General features: G+C 70.3%; 8 protein-coding genes and 4 pseudogenes. 8 read left to right on the forward strand and 4 right to left on the reverse strand.

Annotation, left to right across the window (positions count from 1 at the left end):
• Positions 1 to 536, forward strand: a pseudogene (locus C2142_RS41160) (TIM-barrel domain-containing protein); the annotation flags it as partial.
• A 165-nt stretch (positions 537 to 701) separates the two neighbouring features.
• Here C2142_RS41160 and C2142_RS36720 read toward each other — a convergent pair.
• Positions 702 to 1,595: pseudogene (locus C2142_RS36720) on the reverse strand (ATP-binding cassette domain-containing protein); the annotation flags it as partial.
• 4 nt (positions 1,596 to 1,599) lie between these two features.
• On the opposite strand from C2142_RS36720, the pseudogene C2142_RS36725 reads away from it, so the two are divergent.
• The 3 genes and pseudogenes from C2142_RS36725 to C2142_RS36735 all read left to right on the forward strand — a co-directional run.
• Positions 1,600 to 1,890 (forward strand): annotated as a pseudogene (locus tag C2142_RS36725) (RICIN domain-containing protein); the annotation flags it as partial.
• A 141-nt stretch (positions 1,891 to 2,031) separates the two neighbouring features.
• Positions 2,032 to 3,465, forward strand: coding sequence for a glycoside hydrolase family 43 protein (locus C2142_RS36730; RefSeq protein WP_148647114.1), 1,434 nt, complete (start codon positions 2,032 to 2,034; stop codon positions 3,463 to 3,465).
• Between the two features lie 68 nt (positions 3,466 to 3,533).
• Complete coding sequence (locus tag C2142_RS36735; RefSeq protein WP_148647115.1) at positions 3,534 to 5,474, forward strand: autotransporter-associated beta strand repeat-containing protein; 1,941 nt, start codon at positions 3,534 to 3,536, stop codon at positions 5,472 to 5,474.
• 404 nt (positions 5,475 to 5,878) lie between these two features.
• On the opposite strand, the pseudogene C2142_RS41840 reads toward C2142_RS36735, so the two are convergent.
• Positions 5,879 to 7,530: pseudogene (locus C2142_RS41840) on the reverse strand (ricin-type beta-trefoil lectin domain protein).
• A 750-nt stretch (positions 7,531 to 8,280) separates the two neighbouring features.
• On the opposite strand from C2142_RS41840, the gene C2142_RS36745 reads away from it, so the two are divergent.
• Positions 8,281 to 10,740, forward strand: a complete 2,460-nt coding sequence (locus C2142_RS36745) for a glycoside hydrolase family 9 protein (RefSeq protein ID WP_148647116.1) — start codon at positions 8,281 to 8,283, stop codon at positions 10,738 to 10,740.
• 55 nt (positions 10,741 to 10,795) lie between these two features.
• Here C2142_RS36745 and C2142_RS36750 read toward each other — a convergent pair whose 3' ends face one another.
• Both C2142_RS36750 and C2142_RS36755 read right to left on the reverse strand, forming a co-directional pair.
• Entirely contained in the window at positions 10,796 to 11,092 is a 297-nt protein-coding gene (locus C2142_RS36750; protein ID WP_148647117.1) for a hypothetical protein, read from the reverse strand.
• Entirely contained in the window at positions 11,089 to 11,904 is an 816-nt protein-coding gene (locus tag C2142_RS36755) for a phytanoyl-CoA dioxygenase family protein (RefSeq protein ID WP_148647118.1), read from the reverse strand. The genes C2142_RS36750 and C2142_RS36755 overlap by 4 nt, the downstream gene beginning before the upstream one ends.
• A 120-nt stretch (positions 11,905 to 12,024) precedes the next feature.
• Here C2142_RS36755 and C2142_RS36760 point away from each other — a divergent pair, with 120 nt between their 5' ends.
• From C2142_RS36760 to C2142_RS36770, 3 genes are all read left to right on the forward strand, one after another.
• Positions 12,025 to 12,807 carry a helix-turn-helix transcriptional regulator gene (locus C2142_RS36760; protein ID WP_148647119.1) on the forward strand — a complete coding sequence of 261 codons (783 nt, stop codon included), beginning with the start codon at positions 12,025 to 12,027 and terminating at the stop codon, positions 12,805 to 12,807.
• Positions 12,808 to 13,046: 239 nt separating this feature from the next.
• Positions 13,047 to 14,027 carry a glycoside hydrolase family 11 protein gene (locus tag C2142_RS36765; RefSeq protein ID WP_148647120.1) on the forward strand — a complete coding sequence of 327 codons (981 nt, stop codon included), beginning with the start codon at positions 13,047 to 13,049 and terminating at the stop codon, positions 14,025 to 14,027.
• Positions 14,027 to 14,360: polysaccharide deacetylase family protein (locus C2142_RS36770; RefSeq protein WP_174315822.1), on the forward strand; the 334-nt coding region annotated here is incomplete at its 3' end. The genes C2142_RS36765 and C2142_RS36770, both read left to right, overlap by 1 nt.

Genomic DNA, 14,360 nt, shown 5'->3' on the forward strand with positions numbered 1-14,360 from the left:
CACCGGGCTTGATGCGCGCAATGGTGCTGGAGTTCCCGGACGACCCGGCCGCCGCCGCGCTCGACCGGCAGTACCTGCTCGGCGACGACCTGCTCGTCGCCCCGGTCTTCACCGAGGACGGCACGGTGGAGTACTACGTGCCCGAGGGGACGTGGACCAACATCCTGACCGGCGACCAGGTCACCGGCCCGCGCTGGGTGCGTGAACAGCACGGCTTCCACACCCTGCCGTTGCTCGCCCGCCCCGACTCCGTGATCCCGTTCGGGGCGGACGACCAGCGCCCGGTCTCCGCCTGGGCCAAGGGCGTGGAACTGCGCGTCCACGCCTTCGCCGACGGGGCCGAGCGCACCGTCGTCATCCCGCGCAGCGACGGCCCCGGCGAGACCGCCCGCTTCCGGCTGTGCCGCACCGGTGACCGCCTCCGGGTGACCACCGACAGCCCGCACCCCTGGCAACTGCGCATCGGCGGCCCGGACGGCGCCCTGCACGTCAGCCCGGCCGGCACCCCGGAGGCCGAGCTGCCCTGTCCGGCCTGAGGCCGGTCCCGAACGTGGGCCCCGCGCGCCACCGCCGGGGCGTGCGGGGCCCCGCCGCCTCGCTGTCCCACCGGCGCCCGCAGATACCCGACACGTGAGAAGAACAGAGGAATCACCCTTGTCCTACAGCATGCGCGAAGGCGGTCTGGAACGGCACACCGCCGCCGCGGCGGGAACGCTGCCCGGCCGGGGCCGCCGCCCGGCGATCTCCACCTCGCCCGCCTGGGCCGCACGCAGCCCTACGACGGTCTCGGCGACCTCGGCGCGACCGCTGCCGGCGGCACCCGCGAGTCCGACGATCTCTCCGGCGCCCACCTCGAAGGTGACCTCACCGTAAGCGCCGAGGCTGCCCAGCGCCTGCACCGACAGGGCCGGCACGCCGGTCCGGTCGAGGCTGCTCGACCGTACCTGCAGCCGGTCGCCCGCCGCCTCGCCGGTCATCGCGGCGACCAGCTCGGTGCGGGGGAGTTCCGCGACCGGAGCGGTCACGACGTGCCGGGCGTCACGGAACACCGTCACCATGTCGCAGATGTCGTAGACCTCCTGGAGATGGTGACTGATGAACAGGAAGGTCACGCCCTGGCACTGCAGGTCGCGGATCCGGTCGAAGAGCCGGTTGATGGCCGCGCCGTCCAGCTGGGCGGTCGGCTCGTCCAGGATGATGAACCGGGCACCGAACGACAGTGCCCGGGCGATTTCCACGAACTGCCGCTGTTCCACGTTCAGATCGCCGGCCGAGCTCTGCGGGTCGACGTCCACCGACCAGGTCGACAGCAGCTCCTTCGCCCGGCGGCGCACTCCTCGCCAGCTGATGAGCCGGCTGCGGCCGTGGTCGTGCCGGTTGAGGAAGAGGTTCTCGGCGACGGTCAGGGTGGGGATGATCGTCGACTTCTGGTAGACGCAGGCCACGCGCTGTCGCCAGGCGTCGCGGTCCGCGAGGCGTGGTGCCGGGCTGCCACCGAAGGCGAGCGTCCCCTCGTCGGGAGCCTGCAGACCGGTGAGGACCGACACGAGCGTCGACTTGCCCGCCCCGTTGCGGCCGACGAGTGCGTGGGTCTTCACCTCCACCGGCGACGGCTACTACGAGATCAAGAACGTTCGGAGCGGCAAGCTTATGGAGGTAGCCGAACTCTCGCGGGTGGACGGCGGGAACGTCGCCATCTACGCGGACGCCAACGTCCCCCAGCAGCACTGGGCGGTCACGCCGACCGGTGACGGCTACTTCCTCCTCACCAACCGGTTGAGCGGGCTGGCACTGAACGTGGACGCCGGTTCGACCGCCGACGGGGCCAACATCAACCAGTTCACCTACGACGGCCTGCCCGAGCAGCAGTGGCCGATCATCCCCGCATGACACCGGGCCGTTCCCGGGGCGTGCCCGGCTGGTGAAGATTGGGTGACGGGATGTCCGGCCCCTTGTCCGGCTGAGTTGTGAGCGTTAACAATCTGAATCCTCCCGGCCCGTCGTCGCGCCCGGGAACGACAGGAGATGTCCATGACCGCGCTCCGCGCCCGGCTCTCGGCGACATTGCTCGCCGTGTGCCTGCTCTTCACGGGTCTGGCGGTGGCCGCACCTCAGCGTGCGGCTGCCGCCGAGCCCGGCTACCTGATGGTGCACTTCATCGGGGAGGGGGCGAGCGGTCAGCAGATGTACCTCTCGCACAGCACCGACGGTGTGCACTGGAACGACCTCAACGGGGGTGGCATGGTCCTGCGCTCCCCGATCGGCACCAAGGGGGTGCGCGACCCCGCGCTGGTGCGCTCTCCCGACGGGAGCCGGTACTGGATCGTCGCGACCGACCTGTGCATCGGCTGCGGGCAGAACTGGGACCAGTCCATCAAGAACGGCAGCCGCAACCTGGTGGTGTGGGAGTCCGGGGACCTGGTGACCTGGTCGGAGCCGTGGCTGCTCAACGTGGCCGGTGCCATCCCCGACGGCCGCAACGCCTGGGCGCCGGAGGCGATCTGGGACCCCGAGACCCAGGACTACTTCCTGTACTGGGCGACGAACGTGCCCCTGAACGGTGCGACGAAGCACCGCATCTACGCCGCCCGCACCAGCGACTTCCGCACGATCACGACCCCACAGCCGTACATCGAGCGTTCTGGCAGCCAGGAGATCATCGACACCCAGATCATCGAGGTTCCGGCCGGTACCGGCGCCTACCGCTACGTGCGGGCCTCCGGTGACGGTCAGATCACTCTCGAGGGCGGCAACTCGATCCTGGGCCCCTGGACCGTCCTCGGTGACCTCTCCGGCATCGGTCTCCCGGGCTCGTTGGTCGAGGGGCCGATGTGGATGAAGTTCAACGGCACCAACAAGTGGGCGCTTTACCTCGACCAGTACTCGGCCAACCGTGGCTACATGCCGGTTCTGACCACCGACCCGTCGAACCCGGCCGCGTACCAGAAGCAGGCGTCGGGCGACTACACCATGGGTGGTACGAAGAAGCGGCACGGCTGGATCCTGAACCTGACGGCGGCCGAGGAGGGCCGGGTGCTCGCCCGCTGGCCCAGCACTCCCGCCCAGCGGCTCCAGTCCTTCAACTTCCAGGACCGGTACGTCCGTCAGAGCAACTTCGACATACGGATCGACGCGAACGTCAGCCCGCTGGACGACTCCCGGTTCCGGCTGCGACCGGGTCTTGCGGGCATCGGCACAGTCTCCTTCGAGTCGGTCAACTTCCCCGGCTACTTCCTGCGCCACGCCAACTACGACTTCCAGCTCGTCCGCAACGACGGCAGCGCCCAGTTCGCCGCGGACGCCACCTTCAACAAGGTCGCCGGCCTCGCCGACCCCACCTGGTCGTCGTTCCAGTCGTACAACCACCCGGACCGCTACATCCGCCACTACGCCTACCAGCTGCGCCTCGACCCGATCACCACCGCGACGGGACGCAGTGACGCCACCTTCCGCGTGACCAGCTGAACCGACCAGGGTGCCGGCGCCTCCCAGGAGAGCGCCGGCACCTGCCTGCACCCAGGAAGCACCCCCCGATGAAAAGGCCATGGCATGCACTGCTGGCGTCCGCGATCGTGGTGGCGACGACCGTGCCCGTCGCCCTGGCGCCGACCGGCGCCGTCGCGGCCGACGGTGACATCACCTCGTCGATCCTCGCCAACAGCGACGTGGTCCTCGGCGGAAACGCCGTCGTGAACGTGCCGCCCGGGGCGCACACCTACTCGGGGGTGATCAGCGGGCAGGGGTCCTTGCGGGTCTCCGGTACGGGCACCTTGATCCTCACCAGGGACAGCACCTTCACGCTGCCCGGCTCCCAGCAAGGCCAGTCCGTCAGCATTCCCGGCGGGAACCATCCCTATGTGGTCCTCAGCAACCCCGATCGGCCGGCGATCACCGTCGACGCGGGCGCCACCCTGCAGTACGGCAACGGCGGGACCACCGGCCTGATCGGCGCCTTCCCCTACAACTCGCCCGGCTACCAGCAGAACCAGGACAACATCCGGGTGGACGGCACGCTGAACCTGTCGCTCACCCGGCTGTTCAACCTGGGCACCATCAGCGGCTCCGGGACGATCGTGCAGCCCCGCAACCTGTGGGGGACGCTGCAGTTGTGCGGAAGCAGCCCCTTCTCCGGGGTGCTCGACATCGGCACCGGCGCCAACTACGCCAGCACCACGTGCGCGGCCGACCTGCCGAACGCCAGGGCCGTCCTCAACCGCGGCTCGTGGATCATCGATACCCCGCTGAACCAGACGGTCGTCCAACGCCAGAACTTCTACAGCCGTGAATACGGCAACGACGTCAACGTCCACTCCCGGCCCGGCAGCAAGGTGGTCCTGACGGGCACCTACAGTTACAGCGACAACACCAGTACGACCTCGCCGGCACTGAGCAACAACAACCTCAACTGGGTGACGGTCGCACACCGGTTGAACAAGCGCGGCACCAACATCGAGGGCGCCGACGTGCAGTGGGGAGACGGCACCACCCACCAGATCTTCATGCCGGGTACGGCCGAAACGGCGTACATCAACCTGCACGCCAGGTCGCAGCGCTCGCGGCTGACCTTCAACTACAACGGCCCGGTCACCCTCGGCCTGCCCATCGGCGGGGGGATGTACCACGACACCCTCGCCGCTCCCGGGGGAGGCGACATCGTCATCGCCGGCACGCGCGGGAACGATGTGACCTTCGCCGCCGCCCAGTTCTACGACGGTTCCACCACCATCCAGCAGGGTGCCACGCTGCGCCTCGGCTCCGGAGCAGCCGGAGCCGACGGCAGCCTCTACACGAAAGGCCCTCTCGACGCGATCAGCAACAACGGCTCACTGATCATCCAGAACGTCCGGACACCCGTAACCCTGCCGGCGGTGTCCGGCTCCGGATCGGTCACGCAGGACGGCGCAGCGACGGCGACGCTGACCGCCGCCTCCTACACCGGCGCCACCACCGTGGCCAAGGGAACGCTCGCGGTGGCCGGTGCGCCGCTCTCCTCGTCCAGCGGAGTCGCCCTCACCGATGCGTCCGCGGTCCTCGATCTCGGCGCGGCGACGTCGACGACGCTGCGCAAGCTGGAGGTCGTCACGGGCGCGAAGATCATTCTGCCAGGCGGAGCCCAGAGCTTCACCGTGGGCTCCCAGGACGCCGCGCTCTCCGGCGACACGCTCAGCATGGGAGGAGCGTCCTTCTCGGTCGCCCGTACGGCGGGTCGCATCGAGCTGACGGCCGTGACGGCGGCCACCGAGACCGCCTCGCCGTCGGCAAGCTCCACGGACGAGCCTGCCGGCCAGGCCGGCGACTCGGCGTCGACGGCATCCACCGCCGGCACGGCCGCGGCGCGGGCGGGCGGTGCGGTCTGGGAGACGCTGGCTGCGGTCGGCGCGGCCCTGGCGGCCGCGGCCGGTGTCGTCCTCCTTGCCCTCAGGATCCGGCGCAGGCGTGGGCACATCGGCCGCCGCCGCCGGCACGGCCGCTGAACCGGCCGGCCGAACACGTTTCGCGCGGGGACGATCACGCCGACCGGTCGGCCGGGGGCCACAGGTGTTGACGGTGACTTCGAGGTCAGCACCCCTGGCCGCGCGGCCAGGGAGCTCACATACTGGTCCGGGCCGGTTCGGGGCCGGGAAGGCGTCAGTGCACGGACTCGGGCTCACCTCGACCTGGACCGGTGCGGCGTGCCGGCGCGAGGAGTCCGTTCACTGTGCCACCGGTGCTGACGCCGAGGTTCGGGGCCGGCCCGGTTCCAAGCACCACATCGCCCGCGACGGCGCGGGCCTGCCGCTCGCGATCATCACCACCGCAGGGAACGCCCCGACGGTCGGGTCGGCTGGAATCGCGCACCGCGCGAGGTGCTCGGAGTCAGGCTGTTAGCGCTAACAGATTACGGCAGCGTTGACCACTTCTGGTTGTTCTGGCCGTTGCAGGCCCAGAGGATGAGCGGGGTGCCGTTGACGGTTCCTGCGTGGTCGGCGTCCAAGCACAGCCCGGCGTTGGCGTTGCGGATGGACCCGTCGGCCTGCGTTGACCACTTCTGGTTGTTCTGGCCGTTGCAGGGCCAGATGATGACCCGCGTGCCGTCGGTGGTGCCCTCGTTGGAGGCGTCCAGGCACTTGTCGCCGTAGACGCGGATCTCGCCTCCGGCCCAGGTGGTCCACAGCTGGTTGGCGGAGGTGTGGCAGTCCCAGATCAGCGTCGCCGTCCCGGCCGTGGTCAAGGAGCGGTCCACGTCCAGGCAGCGGCCGGACCCGGTGCCGCGCAGGCGTGCGGTGGTGGAGGCGAGCGGGCTGCCGCCGGTCATCCTGAACACGGCGACACCGTGCGCGGGGACGCTCGCCGAGATCTCGCCGGACGTGCTCGACGTGCTGCCGGTCCAGAGGTCGGTGAGCGTGAACGGCCCTCCGGTGAGGCCGACCTGCGCGGCCGTCGCGCTGACGGTCGCGGTGCCGCCGCCCCGGTTGAACAGGCCCACGGCGACCGAGCCGTCGGACAGGGCCTTGGCGAAGACCTCGGTGTCGCCGTCGTCCCGCACCCGGCGCCCGCCCGCGGTCGACGGGTCCTGGTTCACTGCCAGCAGGCGGGGGTTGCGGAGGATCGCGCTCACGTCGCTGGACATGGTCCGGATGTCGTTGCCCGCGATGAGGGGGGCCGAGAGCAGCGACCACAGGGCGAAGTGGGAGCGGGACTCCGCCGGCGACAGACCGGGACGGCCGACCACCAGCATGTCGGGGTCGTTCCAGTGGCCTGGCCCCGACTGAGCGGCCAGCGGCGCGTCGACGTCGAGGACGTTCCCCACGCCCATCGGGTAGCTGTTGGTGTTGGCGTTCTGCCAGATGTCGAGCAGGTCCTCGGTCGTCCGCCAAAGGTCGGCGACCGCACCCCAGTTGTACGTGGAGCCGGTGATGGCGTGCAGGCTGTTGGGGTTGATGCTGTAGACGATCGGGCGGCCGGTGGCGCGCAGGGCATCGCGCATGAGGGTGAACTGTGCGACCTGCTGGTCCAGGGTGCCGCTGGAGGAACACCAGTCGTACTTGAGGTAGTCCACGCCCCACGTGGCGAACGTGGTGGCGTCCTGGGCCTCATGGCCCTTGCTGCCGGTGGAGCCGGGGTAGGAGCCCACGGCCTGTGCACACGTGCGCTCGTTGGGTCCTGGTAGATGCCGAACTTCAGGCCCTTGCCGTGGATGTAGTCCCCGAGCGCCTTCATGCCGCTGGGGAACTTGGTCGGGCTGGCCCGGAGGTTGCCCGCCCCGTCACGCTGCGGGTCGAACCAGCAGTCGTCGACGACGACGTACTGGTAGCCCGCGTCCTTCATGCCCGAGGACACCATCGCGTCGGCGGCCTGGCGGATGTGTGACTCGTCGACACCACATCCGAAGCTGTTCCAACTGTTCCAGCCCAGCGGCGGAGTGAGTGCGGGGCTGCCCGGTGCGGCCTCGGCGGTCGTGCCGGCGGAGGCGGTGACGCAGGCGGTGAGCGTCAGTGCGGTAGCTGCGAGGAGACGCACGAGTCGCCTGTGCAGGCGTATGGGAACCATGGGGCGAATTCCTTCCCTGGAGACGGGGTGGGCCCGCTTGTCGCGGGTCTGGCGGGCACGGTCGCAAGCCTGCGATCACGTGCGCGACTGTGTGACTTTGCGCCGTTGAGGCGTTGAATTGTGTTTGCCCTTGGGGCATCTAGGAGCATAGAGAGGTGCAGGGGCGAGTCAATACGTCCGGCGCATCTCTCGCTCACAGGTCGGCAGGGCATCTGACCGAGAAGAGGGTCAAGCCCACCTGAGTGGTGCAGGGCAGGAGAGTTGGCCGCTTCGGGCTGCCGGTCTCGGCGCGGGAGGATGGCCCCGTCCTGCCTCGGCGGGCGAGGGAACGTGGACCAACGCAAGCCTGGCGCAAATGGGGTTGCCTGGAGCGAGGGCACGCGCCGGTGGTCTGCCTCTGGTGCTGGCCAGGATCATGAGTTCTCGACACCTCGTGATCCGGCTGGAAGGCCGTGTCCGCCGACGCGTCATCGCCGATCTCAACCGCGCTCGATCGGTCCGGTCTTGCTCGCGCGACTGCTGTCCGCCGAGCCCAGCCGGGCCGAACCGACCCGGGCCCGCTGCGCGGCAGGCGGTTCCGCGCGTCGCCGTCAGCTGCTGGTGCCCGGGCCGGAAGCCGTACGCCCACGTCCGGGGAGAGGCCAACCGTCTCTTCCCGTAGATGTCTTGACGGGCAAGCCGGGAGGCTGGCTTCATTTCTGGGAGCGCTCCCACGCTTGTCCCCCCACCGACCGAGGAAGGCTCCCCCCCGTGCCCCCTGCCCCCTCCACCCGCGGCGTGCCGCGCCGAGTCGCCGCCGCCCTCACCGGCATCGTCCTGGCCGCCGGCGGTCTGACCGCGACCGCCCTCACCATCCCGGTCGCGGCCGCCGCCACCCTCGTCGCTGACACGCCCGTCCGGGTCAACCAGGTCGGTTACCTGCCGGACGGCCCCAAGCGGGCGACCGTCGTCAGCTCCGCCACCGCGCCGCTCGCCTGGCAACTGCGCGACGCCTCCGGCGCCGTGGCCGCCTCGGGCAGCACCACCGTGCGCGGCGCCGACCAGGCCTCCGGCCAGTCCACCCACCTGGTCGACTTCAGCACGTACACCAGCAGTGGCACCGGCTACACCCTGGTCGTCGGCGGCCAGACCAGTCACCCGTTCGACATCTCCGCCTCGCTGTACGACGGGCTGCGTGCCGACAGCATGTCCTTCTTCTACCAGCAGCGCAGTGGCATCGCCATCGACGCCGAGCTGGCGGGCGGCAGTGCCTACGCCCGGCCCGCAGGACACCTGGGTGTGGCGCCGAACAAGGGCGACACCAGCGTGCCCTGCCAGGCCGGGGTCTGCGACTACCGGGTGGACGCGCGCGGCGGCTGGTACGATGCGGGCGACCAGGGCAAGTACGTGGTCAACGGCGGCATCGCCACTTGGGAGATCGTCAACTCCTTCGAGCGGGCCAGCCGTTCGGGCGGCGACACTGCCCTCGGCGACTCCACGCTGAAGGTGCCCGAGCGCGGCAACGGCGTGCCGGACGTTCTGGACGAGGCTCGTTGGGAGCTGGACTTCCTGCTGCGGATGCAGGTCCCCGCCGGAAAGCCGATGGCCGGGATGGCCTTCCACAAGCTGCACGACGACAAGTGGACCGCCCTGCCGACCCGGCCCGAACTCGACGACGCACAGCGCGAGTTGCACAGGCCGTCGACTGCCGCCACGCTCAACCTGGCGGCCACGGCCGCCCAGGCCGCCCGGGTGTACGCGCCGTACGACACCGCCTTCGCCACCCGGAGCCTGGAGGCCGCCCGCCGGGCCTGGGCGGCCGCCAAGGCCAATCCCAACGTCCTCGCCCTGGCCACCGACAACACCGGCGGCGGCCCGTACGAAGACGCCGACGTCTCCGACGAGTTCTACTGGGCGGCGGCCGAACTCCTGGCCACCACCGGTGAGTCCCAGTACCGGGACGCCGTCACCTCCTCCCCGCACCACACCAAGCCCGTGGACGGCTTCTGGTGGGGCGGCACCGCGACCCTCGGCCGGATCACCCTGGCCACCGTTCCCGGCGTTGCCCTGCCCGCCGAGGACGTCTCCCGAGTGCGCGGCCTGCTGACCGCAGCCGCCGACGGCCACCTGGCCACGATGGCCGCCCAGGGTTACGCCGTACCGCTCGCCGCCACCGCCTACGTCTGGGGCTCCAACAGCTCGGTGGCCAACAATGCGATACTGCTCGGCGTCGCCTACGAGCTGACCGGACAACAGCGCTACCGTTCGGGCGTGTTGGAGTCGCTGGACTACCTACTCGGTCGCAACGCGCTCGACCTCTCCTACGTCACCGGCTACGGCGAGCGCTACTCCGAGAACCAGCACCACCGGTTCTGGGCACACCAGAACGACTCCTCCGCACCGCACCCGCCGACCGGCTCCTTCGCGGGCGGCCCGAACGCGGGGCTCGAGGACCCGGCGGCGAAGGAGAAGCTCACCGGCTGCGCCCCCGCGGCCTGCTACGTGGACGACATCGGCTCCTACTCCACCAACGAGGTGGCGATCAACTGGAACGCCTCACTGGCCTGGCTTACGGCCTTCGCGGCCGAGCGGCGCAGCGCCCCGGCGGTCCAGCCGGCCCCGGCGGCGGTGACGGTCCCCGAGGGTGGCTCCGCGGCGGTGGGCGTGCGGCTCTCGGCGGCTCCGGCGCAGAACGTCACGGTGACGGTGACCCGCAGCGCCGGCGACCAGGACCTGTCGGCGGCGGCCACGCTGGTGTTCACCCCGGCCAACTGGGCGACGGCGCAGCAGGTCCCGGTCTCCGCCGCACAGGACCCCGACGCCCTCGCGGGCAGCGCGATCTTCACGGTCGGGGGCTCCGGGGTCCAGGGGGCGACGTTCACGGCGACGGAGGCGGACGACGACGTCCCATCCGGGGCGTCCTGCTCGGTCGCGTACCGGATCGACAGCGCCTGGGGCAGCGGCTTCACGGCGACGGTGACCGCCAAGAACACGGGCACGTCGGCGATCTCGGGCTGGACTCTCGGCTGGAGCTTCGCGGGTGACCAGCGGTTGGGCAGCGCCTGGAACGCCACCGTGAGCCAGTCCGACAGCACGGTGACCGCCCGGGACGCCGGGTGGAACGGCACCCTGGCCCCCGGTGGCAGTGCGAGCTTCGGCTTCCAGGCCACCTACTCCGGCGCCAATCCGGCTCCGGCGCTCTTCACCGTGAACGGAGCGGCCTGCGTCTGAGCGTGCGTCAGCCACTCGCTTTTGCACCGGACGGACCGGTCCGGCGCGGAAGCCGTCATGCGTGGGCGGCCTTCTCGGTGACGAGGCGTTCGAAGAAGAACTCGTGCTTGAGGAAGGAGACGTCGTACTCGTGGCCAGGATAGGGCGGGATCAACTGCGCGGCCTGGAAAAGCCGCCAGCCGTCCCGGAGGGCCGCGACCCCTGAAGCGTACGGCGGCTCGTCGCCGTCACCGGTGGTGGGGGAGGTGTGGCCGGTGCCGTCGTAGTTGGCCCAGCCGATCACCTGGGAATCCAGCGCTGATGTGGCCAGGTAGAGCACGAGTACCTGCTGTCGGACCGTCTCGGTGGTCATGTCGTCGTCTCCTTCGGGCGGTTGGAGACCCTGGTCACCCAGTGGTCGAGGTCGAAGCCGTGGTCACCGGTCAGGGCCCGCCAGAGCAGGACGCGGTTGTACCGCTCCAACCGGCCGGTCGCCCACTCGTACCACGGGAACATGGTGTCCAACTCGGCTCTCACCTGCGGATGGTGGAGGTCCGAGGTATCCCACAGCCGCTGCTGGCGCACGGTCGGGTTGAACCGGATCTTGAACATGAGACGTGCCGTTTCGCTGTCGTTGCGCCGGCCACCGTGCCAGACGCCGTGGTGCAGAAACACCACCGTCCCGGCCGGGCAGACCAGACGGTGCTGGCCGAGCAGGTTCTGGTAGCGGCCGGTGTCCGACTCGTTGGTCCGGCGCAGGTGGCTGCCCGGCACGCTGAGGGTGCCGCCCATCTCCAGCGTCACTGCCTGGGGGTAGTACATCAGTTGGACGTCGAAGGCGTCCGGCCGGACGTCGATGATGGCGTCCCCGTGCAATGGCTGGGCGTCACCCCCGTGCGGTTCGCGGACGTGCACGGCGTGGTGGTCCACCGAGGGCTCCGGGCCCACCAGGCTGTGCAGGGCGCCCGCGACCTGCGGCAGTCCGAGCAGCCGGCTGACGAAGGAGCCTTCCGGGTAGGCGGCGGACAGCGGTGTCCCGTACGGCACGGACGGCACGCCGTCCGTCAGTGCGGTCAGACCCTCGGCGTTCAGCTCCGCCGGGACCACGGCGTCCAGGCGCAGCGAGCCGTGCGCGACGAAGCGCGCCATCTGCACCGAGGTGAGAAGTTCCTGCTGTTTCTCCATAACCGCCACGCTAGGCTCGCGCACCGTCGCCGCGCGTGGGCCGCGTTCACCCTCTCGTGGTCCGTTCTCACCATCTCCGTGCCTGGAGGGGTCGTGACCACCGTGGTACAACACGTGAGCATGCAGGCGGCTACCGTTCACCTCGACGAACCTCCCGTCCTCGCTGCCGTCGGCCGTGGGCTGCACGGGCCGGCCGGTCAGGTGGACGTCTTCTCGCTGCCCGACATGTGGCAGTTCCACCTGTACGGCTACGAGGCCGAGCTGACGGTGGACGGCACCGAGCACCGTATCCGGCCCGGCCGGGTCAGCCTGGTGCCGCCCGGGTCCGAGGTTCGCTACCGCTACCGGGGACGGTCGGAGCACCTGTACGTCCACCTCCGGCTGGGCACCGGGGGAGTGCCCGTGACGGTCCCGGTGATCCAGCCCGCGGGGCCCGAACTCGGCTTCATAACGGCTCAGTTGCAGCAGGCGCTGGCCGCCTGGCCGCACACCCCGGCGCGGGCGGTGGCCGAGGTGTGGGGCGCGCTGTGGCGGACCGCCTGGCTCAGCCCGCCACATGAGCGGAGTGCGGCGGTCGTGCATCCGGTGGTGGCGGCCGCCGTGGCGCTGATCGAGGAGCGGCTGGCGGAGCCGCTGACGGTGCCGGAGATCGCCAGAGCCGTGGGCGTCTCGCACAACCACCTGACCCGGCTGTTCCGCGCGGGCACCGGGGAGACGGTGGTCGGCTACGTCCGGGCCCGGCGGATGGAGCGGGCGCGTCACTTCCTCCAGGCCACCACGCTGTCCATCCCCGCTGTCGCGGCCTCGGTCGGCATCCCCGACCTCCAGGCGTTCAACAAGGCCTGCCGCCGGGAGCTCGGGGCGTCCCCCCGCGGGGTCCGGGCCGCCGGGCCCGTTCCGTAGGGCTCGAAAGTTTCCGGCGGGGTTCTTCGTCATTGCGGGAGATCTCACCGGCCGTGGCCGGAGGCGGCCGGCCGTCGGGCCAGGAGCGCCGCTGACCTGGGGGCCGGTGCTGCGGGGGCCGCCGAGGGGGCAGCGAATCTTTCGGTGAATGTGTCGAATGTATTGACAGCGGATGACGGGTGAGCGCACTGTTCGACAACTCCCGTTCCAACTGATTTGCCACCAAGGGGGGTTGGCGCATGGACACGCTCACTCGGAACAGCGACACGACGCCGGGCCGTTTCCGGCGGTTCGTCAGGAGCACGTGCACCGTCGTGCTGGCACTCGTGGTCGCCCTGGTGGTGCCGGCCACTGCCAGGGCGGACACCGTGGTCACGTCCAACCGGACCGGTACCGACAACGGCTACTACTACTCGTTCTGGACCGACAGCCCCGGATCGGTCTCCATGAACCTGAGCTCCGGGGGCCGTTACAGCACCCGGTGGAGCAACACCGGCAACTTCGTGGCCGGCAAGGGCTGGGCCACCGGGGGGCGTCGGGCGGTGAGCTACTCGGGAAGCTTCAACCCCTCGGGGAACGCCTACCTGACGCTCTACGGTTGGTCCACCAACCCGCTGGTCGAGTACTACATCGTCGACAACTGGGGGACCTACCGGCCCACCGGTACCTTCAAGGGCACCGTCACCAGCGACGGCGGCACGTACGACATCTACGAGACCACCCGGTACAACGCCCCCTCCATCGAGGGGATCAAGACCTTCAAGCAGTTCTGGAGCGTGCGGCAGGCGAAGCGGACCGGGGGCACCATCACCACCGGCAACCACTTCGACGCCTGGGCCCGGGCGGGCATGCAGCTCGGCACCATGAACTACATGATCCTGGCGACCGAGGGCTACCGGAGCAGCGGAAGCTCCGACATCACGGTCGACGCCACCGGCACGGGCGGCGGTGGCGGCAGCTGCGCGGCGACGCTTTCGGCCGGTCAGTCGTGGAGCGACCGCTACAACCTCAACGTCGCGGTGAGCGGTACGAGCAACTGGACCGTGACGATGAACGTGCCGTCCCCGGCCAAGGTCATGTCGACCTGGAACACCGCTGCCGACTTTCCGAGTTCGCAGGTCCTGGTGGCCAAGCCCAACGGCAGCGGCAACACCTTCGGGGTGACGATCCAGCCCAACGGCAACTGGGCCTGGCCCACCGCCACCTGCAGTGCCGCCTGATGCCTCCCCTGCTGACCGCCTCCGCTGCCCTCGCCCTGGCGGCGGAATCCAGCCTCGCACTGGGCGCCCCGCCGGTGCAGGCCGCCTCCTGCGCCAACGGGTACGTCGCGCTCGCCTTCGACGACGGTCCGTCCGGCACCACGCCAACCCTGCTCGACGCGCTGCGGCAGAACGGCCTGCGCGCCACGATGTTCAACGAGGGGCGGTACGCGGCCGCCCGCCCGTCCCTCGTCAGGGCCCAGGTCGCCGCGGGCATGTGGGTGGCGAACCGCAGTTACACGCATTCCCCCTCCCCGAACCGACCGTGCCACGGCCGCCCCACCGGCCGCCCCA

It is taken from the genome of Streptomyces sp. CB01881, from assembly GCF_002953255.1.
GTDB lineage: Bacteria > Actinomycetota > Actinomycetes > Streptomycetales > Streptomycetaceae > Kitasatospora.

Bases quoted from the DNA above. Each gene is read 5' to 3' on its own strand.
- C2142_RS36750 (WP_148647117.1), bottom strand. From the start codon at position 11,092: ATGACCACCGAGACGGTCCGACAGCAGGTACTCGTGCTCTACCTGGCC.
- C2142_RS36760 (WP_148647119.1), top strand. From the start codon at position 12,025: ATGCAGGCGGCTACCGTTCACCTCGACGAACCTCCCGTCCTCGCTGCC.
- C2142_RS36755 (WP_148647118.1), bottom strand. From the start codon at position 11,904: ATGGAGAAACAGCAGGAACTTCTCACCTCGGTGCAGATGGCGCGCTTC.
- C2142_RS36735 (WP_148647115.1), top strand. From the start codon at position 3,534: ATGAAAAGGCCATGGCATGCACTGCTGGCGTCCGCGATCGTGGTGGCG.
- C2142_RS36730 (WP_148647114.1), top strand. From the start codon at position 2,032: ATGACCGCGCTCCGCGCCCGGCTCTCGGCGACATTGCTCGCCGTGTGC.
- C2142_RS36765 (WP_148647120.1), top strand. From the start codon at position 13,047: ATGGACACGCTCACTCGGAACAGCGACACGACGCCGGGCCGTTTCCGG.